The organism is Tractidigestivibacter scatoligenes (assembly GCF_001494635.1).
Classification (GTDB): Bacteria; Actinomycetota; Coriobacteriia; order Coriobacteriales; family Atopobiaceae; genus Tractidigestivibacter; species Tractidigestivibacter scatoligenes.
On record NZ_LOJF01000012.1, the window covers coordinates 1 to 19,877 of the forward strand.

Below are 19,877 nucleotides of genomic sequence, written 5' to 3' on the forward strand. Positions count from 1 at the left end.
CGATCTTTCTCTGCTCAGCGCTGTGCATGCGGCTTCCTTCCTGTTCCGATTTGGTCCAGGATTCCCACCGCAGTCCCGTCTGAACAAGTAACAAAAAATTGTTACCGCTCAACGGGCATATGAAACCACTCGGCGAGCGTATGCCCTGCGGTACAATTGTCCCCACTAAGTGCTGTTATCCGCGTGCCACTGCGCACGCGAGATATTGCCCAAGGGGATTACGTGCAAGAAGCAACAAGAACAACCGCCCAGGAGGTCCTGGCGGCCGCTTGGCCGGTCATGCTCTCTTATGTGGCCGTGGGACTCCCCTGCGGCGTGCTGGCCGCCAAGGCCGGCATGACGCCGCTTATGAACTTTGTCCTCAGCCTCACGTTTCTCTCGGGCGGCGGTCAGTTCATGATGAGCAACCTGTGGCTGGCAGGAACCCCTTTGCTCTCGATCATCGCCTCGGTGGCGGCCATCTCTACGCGCTTTGCACTCTACTCGGCGTCGCTCGCGCCATACCTCAAGCGCTTTGGACGCAGGCAGTCCCTTGCCATCGCGTGCTGCTACACCGAGGAGGCGTACGGCATCACGCTCTCGCGCCTTGCGTCGGGCGACGCATGGACGGCACGACACGCGCTTGGTCTCAACGTGTGCGTGCAGCTTACCTGGGCCGTGTCGTGCGCCGCCGGCGCCGCGCTTGGCTCTGTGGTCGACATCCCCACCGCCATCGCCGGCTTTGCGATGACCTCGCTCTTCATCTACCTGCTCTACGCTCAGCCCCGCACGCGCGGCACCGTCTGCGCCGCCTTGGGAGCAGCGGTCACGGTTGCGCTCTGCAAGTGGAACGGGCTGGGCGGCGTGGCCGTGCCGCTTGCGGCGCTTATGGGCGTGGCCGCGGGGATGGCGTCCGGGCTTGCGCCGCGACGGGGTAGCGACGGCGAGAAACCCGCCGCGCCCGCCGCGTCTGCCAAGGGTAGTGGCGCCCGATGAGCACCTCTCAGTTCCTAGTATTGTGGCTCTCCTCGTTTGCGTTTATTCTTGCCTGCCGCGTGGTGCCCGTGGTCGCGCTGCGCGGACGTCCCCTCTCGCCACGCGTGGTGGAGGCGCTGGGCTACATCCCGCCGGCCGCCTTTGCGGCGCTGGTCGCAAACGACCTGCTCTCCCCCAGCATGTTCGACGCCGGGCTGTGGGCGGGCCTCATGCCCCTGGTAGCGGCGGGCGTGGTGGCGCTTGTGGCGTGGCGCACGCGGTCAATGCTATGGTGCTGCGTGGCGGGAGTCGTGACGTACGTGCTGCTGTCGCTTGTGTAGCGGCGATGGGACCGGGGGCGTGACATGGTTGAGCAGAGCTTTGAGGTCGAAGGCGCGAAGGCCACCCTTCGCGCGACGGAGCCACCGGCGAGCACGACCGACGCCTGGGCGCGCGTTCCTGTGGTCTACCTGCATGTCTTTGAGGGTGACGGCGCAGACGTGTGGCAGCGCCTGCGCGAGGGCGGCGAGCAGCCCATAGCCTTGGTGGCAATAGCGCCTAAGAGCTGGGACAATGACCTCACCCCGTGGCCGAGCCCGCCGGTGTTTCGTGGCGGCAGGCCCTACGAAGGGTTCGCCTTGTTACAGCTCGACCTGCTCGAACGCGAGATCATGCCACAGGCAGAGGCGCTTCTCGCCCAACACGGCATGGTGCCGTCCTTCTCGGCGCTTGCGGGCTATTCGTTGGCGGGACTCTTTGCCGCATGGGCGGCAACGCAGAGCAGCGCCTTCGAGCGCGTGGCTAGCGTCTCTGGCTCTCTGTGGTATCCGGACTTTGTCAAATACGTCGCAGGTAACAGGCCCAAGCCTGCCGTACAACGCGCGTACTTCTCGCTTGGTGATGCCGAGCCGCACACGCGCAACCGTGCCATGCGGTCCGTACTTGAAGACACGCGTCAGGTTGCGGAGAGATTCGAGCAATTGGGCGTCGTTACGCGTTTTGAGCTCAATCCCGGCAACCACTTTGTGGACGAGGACCTACGTACGGCGCGCGGCATCCGCTGGCTGCTAGATGACGGCACAAACGCCGCACCGGCGGACTAGGCCGCCTGCACAGGCCGCGCGGTGACCCACGCCATCGACGCCAGGGGCACCACGGCCACGCACGCCAGAAGCAGGTACGCCTCGCGCGTGCCAACCATGGTTGCCCACGCCATGTCTGTGGCCCCCACCTGCGCCGCATTGACCACGGTAGTCACGACGCTGGTACCGATTGCGCCTGCCAGCTGCTGCAGCGTGTTGATCACCGCGTTGCCGTCGGCCTTGATTGCTGCCGGCAGGAACGAGAGGGACTCGGTCATGGTGTTGCCCACCATGAGGCTCTGGCCAAAGGCAAAGCACACGTAGATGGCAATGGCCGGCGCCGTGGTCAGGCGCTTTGACAGCGCGGCAAAGAGAACCGTGCCAAGTAGGGCGCAGGTGGCGCCCACGAGGATGGGCCTTCTCGGCCCAAAGCGGTCCAGGATTTGGCCCGAGAGCGGCGCCATGCAGGCGCCCACCACGCAGCCGGGCAGCAGGATCGATCCGGCCTCGGTCTCGCCGGTGTCCATCACAAGCTGCGAGTAGTTTGGGATGAGAAATGACAGCCCCAGCACAACAAACTGCAGGCAGACAAGGGCAACCACACCCATCACAAAGCGGCGCTGAGAGAAGACTGCAAGGGAGATGAGCGGGTGGTCTGCTCGCCTTTCTCGGCGTACAAACAGGACGAGAAGTACCACGAAGGCGGCTAGCAGGCAGAGCTCAGCGGGGCTGGTCCAGCCAAGGCTAGAGCCCAGATCGACGGCAAAGACCAGCGTGGCAAAGGACGCGGCAATGGCAAGCCAGCCGGGGACGTCGAAGGGGTCGCGCGAGACCTCGTGGCTCTGGCGGATGGAGAAGACGCCCAGGAGGAAGGCCACGCCCAGCACAGGCAGAAGCGCCGCGAAGATCATGCGCCATCCGTAGTTATCGGCAAGCCAGCCGCCCACGGAGGGGCCAACCGCCGGTGCCATGGCCGTGACCAGCGTACCGATGCCCATCATGACACCCATGTTCTTCTTGGGAGCCTGCTCGGTGATGATGTTGAACATGAGCGGAAGGGCGATGCCCGTGCCCACGCCCTCGAGGATGCGGCCGCACAGAAGCATGGGGAACGAGATTGCAGTGAAGCCGCACACGATGCCGGCGATGTAGAAGCACATTGCCGCGATGAACACGCTACGGGTGCGGAAGCGCCTGTTGAGATAGGACGACGTGGGGACAACGGTGGCAAGAACCAGCAGGTAGGACGTGGTCATCCACTGGACGGTCGAGGTGGTGATGCCGAACTCGGCCATGAGCGAGGGGAACGTGACGTTCATGGCGGTCTCGACGGTCACGCCGGAGAACGACATGATGCCGGCCGCGATGACCGACAGGACGAGACGAGCGTCGAGCATGCGCTCGAAGCTGCTTGCGGTGGTGCTTTCTTTCATGGGGCGACTCCCGGGATTGGCTAGTCCAGACGGAAATGTCTCTGGTTCCGCTCGGGACAGTGGGAACTATAGCCAATGCGCGGGAGCCGCGCTTTCAGTTTCGCGCGGGGTGGCAGCGGCGCTAGGCCGGGTGCGCAGACGGGTCGGGCAGCTCACACACGTCCTCGAAGTGCGTAATTCCTGCGTAGGGGGCCAGCCGGGTATCTGCCATAAGGGTGTGGACGATGTCAGCGCTGTCCCAGTAGTGCATGGGGAAGAGCGCGCGGGTGCCTACCACATCCATAAAGGCTGCAATTCCAGCTGCGGGGTCTTTGAGGCGTGGGTCGAGCGGAACAAAGGCGAGGTCCACCGGACCGGAGGCAATGCGCGAGAGCTCCGTGCGGAAGAACTTCTCGGATGCGACGTTTTGGTCGGCCGGACGGCGCCACTGCCAGGAGTTGAGGTCGCCCGAGAAGTAGATTGAGGTTCCGCCAGCACGGACGAAGAATGCCACGCCCTCGTCGTTGGACTCGAGGGTCTGGACGGAGAGCGAGGTGGGGACTGCTCCTGCCGCTGCAGGCAGCTGCAGATTGTAGGACGCACGCGGCTCGACGGCGGTCACGTGGGCATCCGCCGGTGCGTCTGCTGCGACGTCTTTATCCAGCACGTAGTGCGTGTTGGGGAACTGCTCGCGCAGCGGCCAGATGCAGCGGCCATAGTGGTCGGAGTGTTCGTGCGAGACAAACACCACAAGCGGAAGGTCGCGAGGAAGCTGGGGGAGCTCGCCTGTGTACCAGTCGAAGAGCAGCGTGCAGACGGGTAGTTCCACGGCAAAGCCGCTGTGGTAGATATGCGTGACGCGCATGGATGGTCCTTTCCGGCGCACTACGTACTAGTGGGAACGATAACTGGGGAGCCGCGGGCGTCACTCAGCCCAGAAGACGCGGCCGTCCTTGCGCGCGGGTTGGGACTTCTCGGCGTCTGGGTAGCCAATCACCACGTGGCCAATGCCCTCGTAGTCGCCCTGCACGCCCAGGCTTGCCAGCAGCTCCTTGTAGCGAGGCTCCTCGAACTCCTCCTTGGCGCGGTGGATCCAGTGGCCGCCCAGACCAAGCGACTGCGCCGCAAGCAGCATGTTCTCGATGGTCGCCGAGCCATCGTACACGCGCGTGGGAACCGATGCGCTGGCGAGAACCACAAGGACGACGGGTGCGCCGTAGAACGGGTCCATGCCCTCGGGCGCCCCCATGATGCGGCGGTTCTCCTCGGCAAGCTCGTCGCGAAGCTTGCGGTTGGTCACGGCAACGATGATGGGAGACTGCTTGTTCATGCCGGAGGGCGCCCAAAGGCCGGCCTCGATGACGCGCTCGACCAGCTCGCGCGCCACGGGAACCCGCTTGAACCTAGGGGTGCTGCGACGCTCACGGATGCACTTCTCGACCTCGTTCATGGCTCCTCCAATGCGGTTGGAAATTGCGCGGCCCGTCCTTGCTCGGCCTCGCTCTCCCATGTTCTTCCCAAACCAGCTCTTGATGTACCGTGGCAGCGTTGGCGAATGGCGTCGGGCGACCGGGACGCGATTTCCTCTCGGCAATCCCTCCCGTACCTTCCCGCTGCAGAGATGTGCCCTCCGGCGAGAAAAAGACGCCCGAGAGCCCCTTTTGTACGCACTTGCTGCCAAAACGGCCCACCGCGTTCCCCGTCCCCGTCCTCCGCTCTCAGCAGTTTCCGAGAGTCGGGCGCCGCGTTTGCCCATTGACGGGAATCGGTTTTAAGAAAAGGAGCCAATCTCCCCGAGCCAACAGTATTGGCTCTGGTCTGAGTCGGCGCGAGGCGGGCGTAACCAGTGCCTCAGCGCTGTTAGGCCCCCTACGCTGCCACCTGCTGGGCGAGAACCACCGCGCCCATGCCCAGGCCGGCGCTCAGCATCACGTACACCACGGCTACCAGCGGCTCACCACGCTGCACTAAGCCAACGCTTTCCAGCGCAAACGTCGAGAACGTGGTAAATCCACCGCACACACCCACCTTGAGGAAGAGGACGAGGCGCGAGTCAAGCTCGTGACCTGCGGCAACGGTGGCAACGATAAGCCCAATCACAAACGCGCCCACAATGTTGGTCACAAGCGTGGCAAGCGGGAATCCGGCGTCACCCACGCTCTTGAACGGGGCAAGCGAGATAAAGTAGCGGGCGAGAGACCCAAGAGCTCCCCCGGCGCAGACGGCAAGGCAATCGAGCAGTGCAGGCATGGTTGCGACCTTCCAGACGAGACGGGCGGCACGCCGCCCAACGCAGAAGCCATCAGCGCCATGCGGTTCGGCGAGCGCGCCCGCCGGGGAGGCCTCATTCCCCAGCGGGCAGCGTAGCACAGCCGGCGCCAGCCTACCCGCGCGGTCGCTCGTTCGCACGGCTTTCGCACCCCAAGCAACCCAGGCCCCGCGTTACCAAGCGTTTACACAACGACTCTTGCGACACGCGGGCCATCGGGCGTATAGTTCCCGACAACAAGCACAGGCCGCCCACGCGGCCGGAACTCACGAGAGGAGCGCCAGAGATGAACCGCATCGCCACTAACATCGCACGTACGTCCATGAACTGGTGGTGGCGCGATTCGCAAGCGGTCGGTCGATCGTGAGTCTCTCGCGCCATAATTTCGCGAATTAAGAGGGCTCCCGGTTTGACCGGGGCCCTCTTTCTTGTGCAAGCACACCCTCTAAGCGATCTCAAACCACACACAGCGTCACCCAATCAGAAAGGAACCAACCATGTCCGAGAACACCAACACCCAGCAGGCCCGCACCGTCACCTCCGAGGATCACGGAAAGCTCGACGTCCGCGCGCTGGTACTTCTCGCCGTGCTTCTCGCGGCAGGCTTCATCCTCAACTTCACCGTGGGCAAGGCCATCTCCAGCATCTCCGGCGGCATGATCAGCCCCGAGTTCATCATCTCGGCCTTCTGCCTCACCATCCTGGTCGTTCGTCCCAACGTCCCGCAGGCCCTGGTTATTGGCCTCATCTCTGCGGCCGTGATCCAGATCACCACGACCTCGCCCTTTGTTGACTTCGCCGCCGAGGGCGTGGCCGCCATGCTCATGGCCGTCATCGTGAGCGCCGGCATGCGCGGCAGCGCCAAGAAGATCGTCCCCGCCATTGGCACCTTTGTCACCACCGTAGTCTCCGGCGTCATCTTCATGATCATCCGCATCGCCATGGTTGGCGCCGCTCAGCAGCTTGCCGCCGCCATGCTCCCCGTTGTCTTTGCGACCGCCGTCTTCAACGCCATTCTCGTCCAGGCGCTCTATATCCCCGTGTGCAAGGCCCTTAAGGTCAACGACTAACCGCCCGTCCTCAACCGTAGACCTCACCAGCAGCACAACCGAAAGGAGCCCACCATGTCCGAGCAGAACGCAACCCAGGCACGCACCGTCAACACCACCGAGCACTCCGGCAAGGCCGACGTCTCCTCCCTCGTCCTTCTCGCCGTCCTTCTCGCCGCAGGCTTCATCCTCAACATGACCGTGGGCAACGCCCTTGCCATCGTAGGCATCAAGCCGCAGTTCATCATTGCCTCCTACGCGCTGGCAATCCTGCTCTCCAACGCCGGCTTTGGCCAGGCGGCCATCTTTGGCCTGGTCTCCGCCGCCGTCATCCAGCTCACCACCTCCATCCCCGGCCTCAACTTTGTGACCGAGCTCGTCGCCGCGCTGGTGATGTCCGCCCTCATCCGCCGCACCATCAAGATTGGCGGTCGTGACGTCACCCCGCTTGTCGCCGCCTTCGTGACCACGCTCGTCTCCGGCGCACTCTTCGCCGTGGCTGGCAACCTCATCATGGGCGCCGCACTGGCCACCGTGGTCGTGAAAATCCCTATCGTCCTGGGCACCGCAATCTTCAACGCCGTCGTAGTCCAGGCCCTCTACTTCCCCCTCAAGAAGGTCCTCAAGAAGTAGTTCGTCTACGATAGTGAACCGCACGTGAGACAAAGGGACAGTCCCTTTGTCTCACGTATGTGGCAGGGACGCTCCTTGCCTTCACCCCAGCATTGGTATGAGACAAAGGGACTGTCCCTTTGTCTCACGAAAGGCTCTTATGACCGCACGGGAAGAAAAGCCCATCATCGAGATGAGCCACGTCACGTTCTCCTACGACGCACCAGCCGAGGGGGGCGCCGAGAACAGCGAGGACGCCGCGCTGCGCGACGTGTCGCTGAGCATTGGCGCGGGCGAGTTCGTAGGCGTGATTGGACCCTCGGGCGCCGGCAAGTCCACGCTCGCGTCCGTGATGTCGGGTGCCATCCCTCACCACTACCACGGCGCACTCTACGGCGCCACACTGGTCGACGGGCACGACACCTGCGACGTGACGCTCACCGACATCTCGCAGGTAGTGGGCAGCGTCCTGCAGGACATCGACACCCAGATGGTGGCCTCGGTGGTCGAGGACGAGATGCTCTTTGGCCTGGAGAACTTTGGCGTCCCTCACGACCAGATCGAGGGGCGCATTGCCCAGACGCTTGAGACTGTGGGCATCTCCAACCTGCACGAACGCGAGATAGCCACGCTCTCGGGCGGTCAGAAGCAGAAGGTGGCCATTGCCGCCATTCTCGCCATGCGCCCGCGCGTCCTGGTGCTCGACGAGCCCACGGCCGCGCTTGACCCCGCGTCGTCGACCCTTGTGTTTGACACACTGCGCAAGGTGCGCGAGGAGGGCGTCACCGTGGTGGTCATCGAGCAGAAGGTGGCGCTGCTCTCGGAGTACTGCGACCGCATCCTGGTGATGAGCAAGGGGTCGCTGGTGCTGGACGGCACGCCGCGCGAGGTCTTCTCGCACGGCGATGAGCTGCGGCGCATTGGCGTCGACAGCCCGCGCGTGGCACGCGTGTACAACTCGCTTGCAAAGGACGGCCTGGTTTCCGGCGCACCGTGCCTCACCGTGTCCGAGGCGGCGGAGGTCATATCTGGCCTGGTGCAGCCCGCGTCAAAGACGAGCTGCCACGTGGCAAGCGCCGAGGAGGGAGCACGCGAGGCGGGCTTCCGCGCGGGCTCCAAGCACGTAGCAACGCCGCGCCCGCACGCCGAGGGCGCTCAGCCAGTGGTGAGCCTTGAGGACGTGAGCTTTGCGTACCCGGGCAGAACGGCATCCGTGGACCACCTGGACATGCGGGTGTATCCCGGCGAGGTCGTGGGCATTGTGGGCCAGAACGGCGCCGGCAAGACCACGCTCACCAAGCTACTCAATGGCTTGCTGCGTCCCGCGTCGGGCACCGTGCGGATGGCTGGCCTCGACACGCACGAGGTTCCCACCAGCGCGATTGCCGCGCACTGCGCGACCCTTTTCCAGAACCCGGACTACCAGCTGTGCAAGGACACCGTGCTCGAGGAGGTCGCGTTTGGCCTCACGCTCCAGGGCGTGGACGAGAGGGACGCGCGCGAGCGTGCCAGCGCGGTGATCGAGCACTTTGGGCTGCCCGCAGACGAGGCGCCCTTCTCGCTCTCGCGCGGCCAGCGGCAAATGGTGGCACTGGCATCCGTGGTGGTGATGGAGCCGGAGGTGGTGCTTCTCGACGAGCCTACGAGCGGCCTTGACTACCGCGAGTGCATGACCGTAATGGACACGGTAAGCAAGATGGCCGAGCGCGGCTGTGCAGTAATCATGGTCTGCCACGACATGGAGGTCGTCTCGGACTTTGCCGAAAGGATCGTGGTCATGGCAAACGGGCGCATCCTCGACCGCGGCGGCACACTCGAGATGTTCTCCAACGCCAAGCTCATGCAGGAGGCAAGCGTGAGGGCGCCGCAGGTCATCGAGCTGTCCGAGGTTCTCGCACGCGATCTTTCGCCCGAGTTTGCCGGAATCAGCCAGGTCTCTGGCATAGTCGACCTCACCGAGGAGATGGTTCGCCGTGGTTAACGTGATCGACTACGTGCCGGGAGACACCCTGCTGCATCGGCTGAACCCCGTGACCAAGCTAGGCATTGCCGCGGCAATCATCATTGCGATTTTCCTGGCCGACACCTACCCCATGCTGCTAGGGCTTCTCGTCCTCACCTTTGCGCTGGGCGCCTACGCGCATGCCACGTCCAAGCTGGTCTCGCTGCTCAAGCTGCTTGTGCCGCTGGCGGTGGTGATGCTTCTGCTGCAGACGGCGTTTGTGCGCGGCGGCGCGCCCGTGTTTGCGTGGATGACCACGGAGGGCCTGGTCACGGGCAGCAAGGCATGCCTGCGCCTGATGGGCGTGGCGCTGCCGCTCATCCTCATGCTGAGCGTGACCAAGCTCAACGACCTGGCAAACGCCTGCGTCGAGGTGCTGCACATTCCGTATCGCTACGCGTTCACGTTCACCACGGCGCTGCGCTTTGTGCCCGTGTTCAGCCAGGAGATGAACGCGATCATGGAGGCGCAGACCGCGCGTGGCGTTGAGTACGACACCAAGAACCCCATCCGCAAGCTGCAGCTCATGCTGCCGCTGTGCGTGCCGCTGCTGGTGAGCTCGGTGGGAAAGACCGACGCGACGGCGCTTGCCGCCGAGCAACGCGGCTTCTACCTGCGCACGCGCGAGAGCAGCTACAAGCGCTACCCGATGGTGGGACGCGATGTGGTGGTGCTGGTTGCGTGCGCTGCGCTGGTGGTTGCCGGCGCGCTGCTGTAGGGGCAGCGGGGCGACGCGGTGGCGCGCGGTTCCGGCGGCGCGCGGTTCCGGCGGCGCCGGAGGGCCAGTTTCCGCAGCTACAGCGACCAAAACGCCCCCTCGGGCGTCAATTTGACGCCCGAGGGGGCATCTCGTACGGAATCCCGTCTAAAACCCTCGCTCGGGCGCCGTTTTCTCGCCCAAAGGCACGTTTCCGCAGCTACAGCGTATAAAACCCTCCCTTCGGCGCCAGATTCTCGCCCGAGGGAGGGTTTTCTTCACGCCGCCACCAAGAAGCCCCTAGAGTTTCTCGTCCAAACCATGGAGCATGTTCGCGGACTTTTTCAGCGCCTCAAGCTCGTCCGGGAGGAGGTCAATCTCCACAATCTCCTTGGCGCCGGTGCTGTCGACAATCGTGGGCACTGAGATAAACGTGTCGCGAATGCCGTACTGCCCGTCGAGGTACACCGAGACAGGCATGATGCGGTTCTCGTCAAAGAGAATCGACTTGGCTATGGACGCGGTGCTCGACGCAATGCCGTAGCAGGTGTTTCCCTTGCGGCTAAAGATGTCCCAGCCGGCCTGCACCGTGCGTTTGCGCAGCTCGTCGCGGGTGACACCGCGCGTACGCGAGGCGTTGTCGCGCAGGACGTCGTCCACGCGCTTGCCGCCGATGGTCGCGCTGTTCCACGAGACGATCTCCGAATCGCCGTGCTCGCCCAGCACGTAGGCCTCGACGCTGTTGGACGCCAAGTCATACATGTCCGACAACGCGCGGCACAGTCGCGCGGAGTCGAGGAAGGTACCAGAGCCAATGACGCGCTCGTGCGGCAAGCCAGAGACTTTCCAGGTGTAGTAGCTCATCACGTCGACGGGGTTCGACACCACCAGGAAGATACCGTCAAAGCCCGACGCCATGACCTGCTCGACCACCGAGCGCACCACGCCCAAGCTGGGCTTGAGCATCTCGAGGCGGTCGTTGGAGTCCTTGGGCATGGGCGCCGCCGCGGTGATAATGACAATGTCCGCATCTGCGCACTCGCTGTAGTCACCGGCGTGCACATTGACGTTGCGGTTCATGAAGAAGACCGAGTCGCGCATGTCGAGCGCCTCGCCCACCGCGTGCTCGTGGTTCACGTCGATGAGGCACACGTCACCGCAAAGCCCCTGGTTAATGATGCTGAACGCGGTGGTGGACCCCACCTTGCCCGCGCCTACGATAACGACCTTGGTGTCCTTGAAGCTCATGTGGTTCCCCTTTCTGGCTCGCGGGCGCTTGAGCTGCCGGGCAATGCCAGGGGCCAGCGCCACGCGACGAGCCTAGCCCCATGAGCAGACGCACTCAAGACCGCTCACGATTCCTTGCAGCATGAGCGCAACCGACATGCTGGGAGTTGCCTTTGCCAAATGGCATGCCTGCTCGGGCGAGTTGGGAACGTGCACAAAGCCGGCACGCGCCGTTGACTGGGATGCCGCAAGCGCATCAAGCACCGAGAAGAGCACCGCATTGCAAACGTAGGTCCCCGCGGAGTACGAAACGGCGGCAGGCACGCCGGCGTCGACCATCGCCTGTGCCATCGCACGAACGGGCAGCGTTGAGAAGTGTGCGTCCGGCGCGTCCGCCAGGAGGCGCGTTGCCTGGGGCTGCTCGCCGTCGTTGTCTGGGATGCGCGCATCTGCGTAGTTGATGCCCACGAACTCCGGCGTCACCTTGGCGCGACCGCCAGCCTGTCCCACGCAGAGCACGATGGAGGGGTTCTCGCGCTGGATTGCTTCAAGCACGGCGGCGGGCCCACGGCGGAAGGACACGGGAATGCACTCGCGCACCACCGCATGGCCGACGATGACCTGTGGGAGCGCCTTTACCACCTCCCATGAGGGGTTTGTTTTCTCGCCGCCAAAGGGCTCGAAACCCGTGACCAAGATCTTCTCCATGTGCACCGCCTCTCGTGGTTAATAGCTGCGCTCCACTTGGAACGTGAAACGCAGACACCCAACCACACTCTAGCGGTCGAAGGTAAAAACAACGCTGACAAAAGGCTGCCAGCCACCGCGCTTCTTGGCTGCCCTGCGACGGTAGTTCTCCTCTGCCTCCTCGCGGTCTGCCTCGTCGCACATGCGCTTGTAGTCCTCGAAGTCGAGCTCTCCCCTGCGATACTGCTCGAGTGCCTCTTCCAGTTCGTCATCGGTGTAGCTCATGGTGACCTCCTGACCTAGGGCCAACGTGCCGAAGTCTCTGCCTCGGATTGTCTCGACTATATCCGACGGGCGCGACATAAATAAGGGCTTCAAGTTTGGACAACGTGAGGAGACGAGCATGCACGCCATGTGCTGGGAATCACACGAGTTTTCGCCGTTTAGGGGCGCCTAACCGTTCGATTTTCGCGTCTAAATTTCAGTACCGCGCCATTTCGCCGGTTAACCATCCCTAAACGTTCGGAAAATTCCTAAATGGCGAGAACACGCGGCATTGGCCCCGCGACAGACGGCGCGACAGACGGCCACGTCAACGCTGCCCTTGACTCCCCTCGCCGACACGCCCTTCTCGACTGGCATCGCCTTTGGCAACACAGCAAGGAAGGCTAAGGGGCTTGCAGAGAACACCGCAGCAGGACTCGGGGCGCTCGGCCTGCAAAGATGCCCAGGCCTGGGAACCGCATTTCCCTCCGTTACTATTGGGCTTTGATGCGAATAGTTTCCGAATCTATGCTCGGTCGCCCTGTCCTACCATTGTCCGATGGCAGACGGCCGGGTATCCGTATGCCGTGCGAGAAAGGTAGGGGGATTCCATGGTGTGGCCAGCACCACAATGCACAGACGCCCAAGCTTGCGTGGGTGGTGGGCAGTCATGCTAGCCAAGGTTCCTCTCGAGCTCGACGAATACCTGTGGGCGCAATGGAAGTGCTCGCGCCTGGCCTTTGTCTATGCGCCACTCGGCTTTGGCAAGTCAGAGTTCGCGCACCGCATGCTCGAAGGCATGGACGTGCTTGAGGTGGACGCCGCCACAGTCGACGTCACCCAGGCAGTTACCGCAGAGGCTTCCAAGAAGCACGACGCTGTCCTTGTCGACAACATCCACGACGCCGTTTCCAACGCGCAGGGCGCTGCTCTGGCATCCGTTATCTCCCGCTGCACGAGCACGCGCTTCGTCTTTCTCTCCCGCGCGCCCATGCCGGGCTGGTTCACGCCCTTCTTTGCCAAGGGCGAGCTTCTCATTGTCACGGCGGACGACCTCTTCTTCACCGACACCGACATCGCCCACCTGCTGTCGGCAAACGGAATTGCCTCCACGCCGGAGCTCGTCGAGCGCGTGGCGAACGCCTCCCAACGCTACCCCCTTGCCGTAGCTGCGGCGATAGCCCACATCCAGCGTGACGAGGTCTCCTCCTGGGAGGCCCCTCTGCGCGACGAGGTCATGGCTTACTTTGAGGCGGAGTTCGAGAACCGCTTTGACGAGAAGACCCAGGACGTTTTGCTCCTGGTTCCACTCTTCGACACCATTGACGACGACCTCATTGTCCACGCGCTGGGAGAGGACGAGGGCACGCGCCTCCTCGACGCCCTCCACCACGCAACGAGCTTCATCACGCGAGAAGGTCACACGTGGAAGGTCCGCGAGGGCATGCTCAACTTCTGCAAGTGGGAGCGTGCCAGGCGCCGCAACGACGCCACCGTCACCGACATCGTCAACCGAGTCATTGAGTACTACGAATCCCAGGGCAACTTCACGAGCGCCCTCGATCTGTGCTCGCGGCTTAGTGACGACGAGCGCATGCTTGCGATTCTCGAAGACCATGCGCGCCTCAATCCCGGCAGCGGCAGCTACTACGAGCTGGAGCACTACTACCACGAGCTGCCGGAAGACATTGTCCTCTCGTCTCCGCGCCTCATGCGCATCATGTCCATGCTGGATTCCATGGCAATGTGCATCGCGGACTCGGAACGCTGGTACACGAGGCTCGAGGAGTACGCAAAGGCGCCGGAGAGAACCTCGGAGGAGCGCCGCACCGCCGAGTCCTACCTGGCATTTCTTGACATCTCGCTACCACACCGGCATCTCACGAACATCGTCGCTGCCGTGGGGGCGCTGGCCAAGCTGCACGCGAGTGACAACCCCGAGCTTGTGCCCTCGGTGACGAGCGGCCTGCCGAGCGTCATAAACGGCGGGCGAGACCTTAGTCCCTGGACCCCCTCCGATGACCTCACGGCCCGAGCAATGAGCAGAATCGTTGGCAACGCGCTGGGGCGCCTGGGTGTGGGCATTGTGGAGATTGGCCTCTGCGAGAGCAAGTTCGAGAAGGGCGGGGACGTCACCCCCTACCTCGCGCGCGTCAGCGCCACGCTCCCCAAGATCCGGCGCGACGGAGACCAGGCGCTCGAGTTCGCCGCCGTTGGCATTCAGTGCCGCTGCCTCATCGACCAGGGGAACATCCGCCAGGCGCTCTCCCTTCTCGACTCGCTGCGCCGGCGCCTCTCGCAGGAAGAGAGCCCGGAGGCCAGGCGCATCCTCAAGAACCTCGCGGCGCTGCGCTGTCGCATGTGGCTGCGGCTAGGCGAGACGGAGCGCACGCACGCATGGCTCGAGGAGAACGCGCCCGATCTCTCCGAGCGGCTGTTCTACATGGACCGCTACGTCTATCTCACCGTGTACCAGGCGTTCATCGCGGAGGGTCGCTACACGGAAGCGCGAATGCTCATGGCCGCTCTCAGCGAGTACCTCATGGCGTGCGATAGGGTTATCGACACCATCCACTACGACGTTCTCACGGCAATCGCGCACTGGCGCAGCGGCCAGCAGGAGTGGGAGCAGTGGATGACGCGCGCCCTGGCGCGGGCAAACTACTACGGGTACGCACAAACGATCACGCAGTACGGCGGCGCAGTGCTGCCGCTTCTGCTGGAGCTCTTGGAGCGCGAGGGCACGGGCAAGGCCGAGAAGGAGCAGCTCGCGCGGCTGGTAAAGAGCGCCCGGATGCAGGCGTCACACTATCCCAAGTACCTGGAAGCCGCGGGCGGTCTCGCCGACCCTCTCACCGAAACCGAGCTGCAGGTGCTGCGCCTCATCTGCCAGGACAAGAGCAATGCCGAGATTGGCGAGCTTCTCGGCATCAAGCTGCCCACGGTGAAGACGCACGTGAGCCATATCCTCACCAAGCTGCGCGTGAGCCGCCGCGCACAGGCGGCAAGCGAGGCACGGCGGTTGCGGCTGGTGTAGCATGCCGGCTGCGGCTGGCAGGCGCCTGGGAGTCGCCACACATTCGGCGTTCGAATCTGTGGCGACCTGCGCGGGTCACACATTCGCGTGCGAACCTGTAGCGAGAAGCGCCTGTCGCGCTAGAAGCGCCTGTCGCCGTCACTCAAACGCGTAGCTGGTCATCGATATCGCGCCAAGGTTGCGAACGTCATTGAAGACCTCGGGCTTCTCGCCCTCGGACGCTCCGAGCACCGTGAGCAGTGGCAGGTAGTGCTCGGGCGTTGGCACCGCGTAGGTCGCGTACGGCAGCCGCTGGTAATTGATGACCTTCTCGTCGTCGCGCGCCTCCACGGCCGAGCGCACCGCAGCGTCGAACTCGCTGCAGGCCTTGGTGCCTGCGGGGTTATCCCACTCGACCTCGCGCAGGTTGTGCACCACATTGCCGCTCCCCAGCACCACAAAGCCCTCGTCGCGCAAAGGGGCCAGGCGCCGGCCCAGATCGTAGGCGTAGCGCGCGTCGCCAAGCGCGTTCACCGAGAGCTCCACCACAGGCACGTTGGCCGCGGGCAGCATGTGGTGGAGCGGGGTCCACACGCCGTGGTCGATGCCCCAGGTGTCGTCCACCTCCACATCGCTGCCGAGAAGCTCCTGCACGCGCGCCGTAAGGTCCGCGTTGCCAGCGGGACGATACTTGATGGCGTAGAGCTCCGGCGGGAAGCCGTACATGTCGTTCACCTGGCGCGGTGTGGGGTCGCTCTGCACCAGCGTGCCACGCGAGAACCAGTGCGCAGAGACGGCGAGAATCGCGCGAGGCGCATCTGTCAGGATCTTCTCGCCCATCGCGCGAAGGCCGCGCGCCACCTCGTCGTCGCGGAGCGCCATCATGGGGTCGCCGTGACCCACGAACACTGACATCTGCCTCTTGTCTGCCATATTGTCCTCCATCGCTACTAGGTATCTTATTTGTACCTGTCCTCTGGCATTCATGCTACTCGCCGAGAAATGCCATGCAAGAGGTATCTTTTGGCATACCAGGTGAAGGCGCGGGCTGCCAGGGACCGCAGCGACCAAAACCAGCGCCGCCCACCCTGGTCAGACGCGATTCTCGGCACTACAATAAGGCCAGCTATATACCCCACCCCCGTAATGGAGGCACCGATGAGAGACATCCAAGACACGTGCAAGATCGCCGTGGTGCAGTCGCGACCCCGGCCGTTTGACCGCGACGCCTGCCTGGCGGGGGCCCTCGATGCCATCCGGCGTGTGGCCGAGGAGCGCCCCAGTGACCTGGTGGTCCTGCCCGAGCTGCTCATCCCGGGCTACCCGCATGGCCTGACCTTTGGCTTTGTGGTTGGCGCGCGCGAGCCCGGCAGCAAGGAGCTGTGGAAGCGCTACTACGACGGCTCGGTTGTGGTGGGTGGTCCCGAGACCGAGGCAATTGCCGCCGCGGCGCGTGAGACGGGAGTTTGGGTGAGCGTAGGCGTCTCGGAGCGCGATGCCACCTCGGGCACGCTCTATAACACCAACCTGGTATTTGCGCCAGACGGCCACCTTGACGCATGGCATCGCAAGCTCAAGCCCACCGGCGCCGAGCGCCTGGTGTGGGGCGACGCGCAGGATCACTACTTCCCCGTGAGCCAGACGCCGTGGGGTCCCATGGGCACGCTCATCTGCTGGGAGAACTACATGCCGCTTGCCCGCGCTGCGCTCTACCAGAAGGGCGTGGCCATCTACCTGGCCCCCAACACCAATGGCAACCCCGAGTGGCAGGCAACGGTGGAGCACATCGCCATCGAAGGCCGCTGCTTTGTGGTGAACTGCGCCCCCTACCTGGTTCGCGACGACTACCCCGCAGACCTTCTCGCCTTGCCCGAGGTGGCGCGCCTACCCGAGGTGGTATATCGCGGCGGCTCAAGCGTGGTCGACCCGTTTGGCCACCCGGTGCCCGGCGCCGAGCCGCTGTGGGACACTGACGGCATTCTCTACGCAACGCTCGACATGCAGCAGGTACCGGCGTCCAAGTGGGAATTTGACCCCGTGGGCCACTACGCGCGCCCCGACGCCGTGCGCCTCGAGGTGAACGACATCTAGCGTCCGGCGCGGGATTGAGTTACCGGGCAACAGAATTCCATTGCCCGTCAACTCCATCCCGCCATCAACCGCCGACCTTCTCGCCACGAATTATTGCGCGTTATTCCTGAGAATTTACAGCTCAACTGGCCATATGTCGCTACAGCGAGAAATATCGCGCAATAATTTCGGCGGGATAGGATAAGAGGGGCTATCGCAGAGCAAGGCGACACACGCCCGTCCCTAAGGTTCGTACCAGCCCCAGCTGCTCCATCCCTCTTTACGGAGAATAGCTCCTTTTCTTAATACCGATACCGGCTAACTGGGCAAATGTCACCAGCGTTTAAGAAAAGGAGCTATTCTCCAATCCAGTCCAAGTTGATTGGGGGCAAGGCCCTAGGTGAGCCATGGGCTGCGTGTGTCGCCCACGCTGTCGCGCTCCACCCATGCTGTCTCGCGTTGCATCCTTCGAATTTATTGCACGTTATTTCTCGCCATTACGGCATTTGACCAGTTGGCCCATGAAATCTCAGGAATAACGCGCAATAATTCGCAGTGGAGACGCCGGCGGGCGCGGCGGAAGCGTCGGCGAGTGCGGCAAAGGCCGCCGGCGGAGACGCCAGCAGGACTCTCCTGACGCCGGCAGGCCCCTCTCGTACGCGCTTGCCGCAACAACGCACGCTTCGGCATCGCGCGCAGAGAATGGCGGAACGCCTGGTGCCCCACACTACCCGCGGTAGTAGTACACCGCAATCTGCGTGCGGTTGCGCAGCCCCAGCTTGGCGAGAATGGACGAGATGTGATTGCGCACCGTGCCCTCGCTCATATAGAGCGCGGCGGCAACCTCCGCGTTGCTCATCCCGTCGGCAATGGCGCGCACCACCTCGCGCTCGCGCTCGGTAAGGCCGCGCATCTCGGGCTCCTCTCGTCTCGGTCGCGCGCCATCGACCGAGAGCGCCGTCGCCCGCGCAAGCACCTCGCCCTCGAGCACACTCTGGCCAGCCATCACGGACCGCAGCGCCGAAGCGATGGTCGCCACGTCCTGCTTGATGAGGTAGCCACGCGCGCCCAGCCGCAGTGCACGCACAATGTAGTCATCGTCGGAGAACGTGGTGAGAAAGACCACCCGCGCCGCGGGATCGGCGGCCAGGATCTTCTCGGCAGCGCTCAGTCCGTCTCCGCCAGGCATCTGGATGTCCATGAGCACCACGTCGGGCTTGCACGCCGAGAAGAGCGAGGCGGCCTCCTCCCCGCTTGTCCCCGTGCCCGCAACCTCGATGTCCGGCTCCGCGGAGAGAATGGTCGCCAGCGAGCGCACCACAATGGCGTCGTCGTCCACCACGATGACCCTCATGCCTGCCCCTTCCTGGGAATCGACGCAAACACCGAGAAGCGCCGCCCGTCCGACTTCACCAGCAGCGTACCGCCAAGCCCCTCCACGCGCTCGCGCATGCCGCGCAGGCCCATGCCGCGCCCCTCGAGGCCGGTCACGTCTGCGGGCACGTCGCCGTCGTTCTCGACGCGCAGCTGCCAGATACCGGGAAGCCCCGCAACCCGCACCGCCGCATGGCCGGCGTGCGCATGGCGGGCCGCGTTCGTGAGCGCCTCGCGCGTCACGGCAACCAGGCAGCGGCTCACCTCGGAGGACGGCGCAACCTCAAAGTCGCAGTCCACGGCCACGTGCGCAATTCCGCTCTGGCCGGCAAGCCGGTTGAGCTCCACGCCCACGTCAAGAGCGGAGTCCTCCAGTGCATGGACGCTCGTGCGCATGGAGGTAAGCGCCTCGCCCAGACCGTCCGAAAGCTCGCCAAGCTCCTCGACGGCGGTGGCGTCATCGCGGTGCACCACCTTGAGCGCCTCCACTTCGAGCACCAGCCGGGTAAGCTGGTGGCCCACGGAGTCGTGGATCTCTCGCGCGATGCGCGTGCGCTCGGCCAGAGCGGCGGCGTGGGACTCGTACGCGCGCGCGTCCTCAAGCTCGCGGTTCTTCTCGCGCAGATCAATGACCTTGTCCTGAAGGTCGTCCTGCAGTCCGTGGAGCTCGCGCTCAAGCCCAACGGCACGCCCGCACCGCCACGAGAGCACCATCGAGCACGCAACCAGGGCGAGAAGAACCGCCGCCGTGGTCGCGGGCACACCGGCCGCCCACACCCACGCAGTGCAGCACGGCGCCACCGCCAACGCCCAGCGCGAGCGAATGCGGGGCAGGTCGTAGCAGGTAAGCGGCAGCGCCACCCACGCCCCCGGCACCAGCGCCGCCAGCGCGCACGCCACGCAGCACACCGCCGCAGCGGCAGCTGACCAGCGCTCGCACACAAGCTCGAAGCACGCACCCGCACCCACGGCAACGAGCAGCGCCACCACGCGCACGGCATCCACCGAGCCTGCCAGCACCACAAGTGCCAGACAGGCGAGAAGCACCACGCACTTGTCGGCAATTCTCTCCATGGCCGCAATTATACGGACGCCAGGCGCGCCGCCGCAGCTCTTGCCCCCAGCCGGCAAAACCCATGACATTTGTCACGCCCCACCGGCG

The 19,877-nt window shown here is 64.2% G+C and carries 19 protein-coding genes and 1 riboswitch; of the genes, 9 read left to right on the plus strand and 10 right to left on the minus strand.

Annotated features, from left to right (window positions below):
• Positions 1 to 222 precede the first annotated feature (222 nt).
• Genes AUL39_RS09950 through AUL39_RS09960 form a run of 3 tightly spaced genes read left to right on the plus strand, consistent with a single transcriptional unit; the run spans position 223 to position 2,057 of the window.
• On the plus strand, positions 223 to 975 hold the full coding sequence (locus AUL39_RS09950; RefSeq protein WP_160327076.1) for an AzlC family ABC transporter permease: 753 nt from the start codon (positions 223 to 225) through the stop codon (positions 973 to 975).
• Positions 972 to 1,295 carry an AzlD domain-containing protein gene (locus tag AUL39_RS09955; RefSeq protein ID WP_059055848.1) on the plus strand — a complete coding sequence of 108 codons (324 nt, stop codon included), beginning with the start codon at positions 972 to 974 and terminating at the stop codon, positions 1,293 to 1,295. Before AUL39_RS09950 ends, AUL39_RS09955 begins: the two co-directional genes overlap by 4 nt.
• Positions 1,296 to 1,319: 24 nt before the next feature.
• Positions 1,320 to 2,057 (plus strand): alpha/beta hydrolase, encoded by a 738-nt coding sequence (locus AUL39_RS09960; RefSeq protein ID WP_059055850.1) that lies wholly within the window; start codon positions 1,320 to 1,322, stop codon positions 2,055 to 2,057.
• Here AUL39_RS09960 and AUL39_RS09965 read toward each other — a convergent pair.
• The 4 genes from AUL39_RS09965 to crcB all read right to left on the minus strand — a co-directional run bounded on the left by AUL39_RS09965 (position 2,054) and on the right by crcB (position 5,698).
• On the minus strand, positions 2,054 to 3,469 hold the full coding sequence (locus AUL39_RS09965) for a DHA2 family efflux MFS transporter permease subunit (protein WP_059055852.1): 1,416 nt from the start codon (positions 3,467 to 3,469) through the stop codon (positions 2,054 to 2,056). The genes AUL39_RS09960 and AUL39_RS09965 overlap by 4 nt on opposite strands.
• 121 nt (positions 3,470 to 3,590) lie before the next feature.
• Positions 3,591 to 4,313, minus strand: a complete 723-nt coding sequence (locus AUL39_RS09970; protein ID WP_059055854.1) for an MBL fold metallo-hydrolase — start codon at positions 4,311 to 4,313, stop codon at positions 3,591 to 3,593.
• 60 nt (positions 4,314 to 4,373) lie between these two features.
• Positions 4,374 to 4,898, minus strand: coding sequence for a nitroreductase family protein (locus AUL39_RS09975; RefSeq protein WP_059055856.1), 525 nt, complete (start codon positions 4,896 to 4,898; stop codon positions 4,374 to 4,376).
• 419 nt (positions 4,899 to 5,317) lie between these two features.
• The gene (gene crcB, locus AUL39_RS09980) at positions 5,318 to 5,698 is read right to left on the minus strand and encodes a fluoride efflux transporter CrcB (RefSeq protein ID WP_070807634.1); all 381 of its coding nucleotides are present in this window, start codon (positions 5,696 to 5,698) and stop codon (positions 5,318 to 5,320) included.
• A 36-nt stretch (positions 5,699 to 5,734) separates the two neighbouring features.
• Positions 5,735 to 5,809: riboswitch (Fluoride riboswitch) on the minus strand.
• Positions 5,810 to 6,214: 405 nt separating this feature from the next.
• Here crcB and AUL39_RS09985 point away from each other — a divergent pair.
• From AUL39_RS09985 to AUL39_RS10000, 4 genes are all read left to right on the plus strand, one after another.
• On the plus strand, positions 6,215 to 6,787 hold the full coding sequence (locus AUL39_RS09985) for a hypothetical protein (RefSeq protein WP_059055857.1): 573 nt from the start codon (positions 6,215 to 6,217) through the stop codon (positions 6,785 to 6,787).
• A 54-nt stretch (positions 6,788 to 6,841) separates the two neighbouring features.
• Positions 6,842 to 7,399 carry a tryptophan transporter gene (locus AUL39_RS09990; protein WP_059055859.1) on the plus strand — a complete coding sequence of 186 codons (558 nt, stop codon included), beginning with the start codon at positions 6,842 to 6,844 and terminating at the stop codon, positions 7,397 to 7,399.
• Positions 7,400 to 7,538: 139 nt separating this feature from the next.
• A complete protein-coding gene (locus tag AUL39_RS09995; RefSeq protein WP_059055861.1) occupies positions 7,539 to 9,359 on the plus strand; it encodes an ABC transporter ATP-binding protein in 1,821 nt (606 codons plus the stop codon).
• Positions 9,352 to 10,098 (plus strand): energy-coupling factor transporter transmembrane component T family protein, encoded by a 747-nt coding sequence (locus tag AUL39_RS10000; RefSeq protein ID WP_059055863.1) that lies wholly within the window; start codon positions 9,352 to 9,354, stop codon positions 10,096 to 10,098. Before AUL39_RS09995 ends, AUL39_RS10000 begins: the two co-directional genes overlap by 8 nt.
• Positions 10,099 to 10,377: 279 nt before the next feature.
• Here the strand turns inward: AUL39_RS10000 and AUL39_RS10005 are convergent, their stop codons facing one another.
• The 3 genes from AUL39_RS10005 to AUL39_RS10015 all read right to left on the minus strand — a co-directional run bounded on the left by AUL39_RS10005 (position 10,378) and on the right by AUL39_RS10015 (position 12,276).
• Entirely contained in the window at positions 10,378 to 11,325 is a 948-nt protein-coding gene (locus AUL39_RS10005; RefSeq protein WP_059055865.1) for an L-lactate dehydrogenase, read from the minus strand.
• Between the two features lie 72 nt (positions 11,326 to 11,397).
• Positions 11,398 to 12,012, minus strand: coding sequence for a pyroglutamyl-peptidase I (gene pcp, locus AUL39_RS10010; protein ID WP_059055867.1), 615 nt, complete (start codon positions 12,010 to 12,012; stop codon positions 11,398 to 11,400).
• Positions 12,013 to 12,081: 69 nt separating this feature from the next.
• Positions 12,082 to 12,276 carry a hypothetical protein gene (locus AUL39_RS10015; RefSeq protein WP_059055869.1) on the minus strand — a complete coding sequence of 65 codons (195 nt, stop codon included), beginning with the start codon at positions 12,274 to 12,276 and terminating at the stop codon, positions 12,082 to 12,084.
• A gap of 649 nt (positions 12,277 to 12,925) precedes the next feature.
• Here AUL39_RS10015 and AUL39_RS10020 point away from each other — a divergent pair.
• A complete protein-coding gene (locus AUL39_RS10020) occupies positions 12,926 to 15,292 on the plus strand; it encodes a LuxR C-terminal-related transcriptional regulator (RefSeq protein ID WP_059055871.1) in 2,367 nt (788 codons plus the stop codon).
• A gap of 138 nt (positions 15,293 to 15,430) precedes the next feature.
• Here AUL39_RS10020 and AUL39_RS10025 read toward each other — a convergent pair whose 3' ends face one another.
• Positions 15,431 to 16,204 carry a dioxygenase family protein gene (locus AUL39_RS10025; RefSeq protein WP_059055873.1) on the minus strand — a complete coding sequence of 258 codons (774 nt, stop codon included), beginning with the start codon at positions 16,202 to 16,204 and terminating at the stop codon, positions 15,431 to 15,433.
• Between the two features lie 225 nt (positions 16,205 to 16,429).
• On the opposite strand from AUL39_RS10025, the gene AUL39_RS10030 reads away from it, so the two are divergent.
• Positions 16,430 to 17,362 (plus strand): carbon-nitrogen hydrolase family protein, encoded by a 933-nt coding sequence (locus AUL39_RS10030; protein WP_059055875.1) that lies wholly within the window; start codon positions 16,430 to 16,432, stop codon positions 17,360 to 17,362.
• 706 nt (positions 17,363 to 18,068) lie between these two features.
• Here AUL39_RS10030 and AUL39_RS10035 read toward each other — a convergent pair.
• Positions 18,069 to 18,695, minus strand: coding sequence for a response regulator (locus tag AUL39_RS10035; protein WP_059055876.1), 627 nt, complete (start codon positions 18,693 to 18,695; stop codon positions 18,069 to 18,071).
• Entirely contained in the window at positions 18,692 to 19,789 is a 1,098-nt protein-coding gene (locus AUL39_RS10040; protein WP_059056081.1) for a sensor histidine kinase, read from the minus strand. Before AUL39_RS10040 ends, AUL39_RS10035 begins: the two co-directional genes overlap by 4 nt.
• Positions 19,790 to 19,877 lie beyond the last annotated feature (88 nt).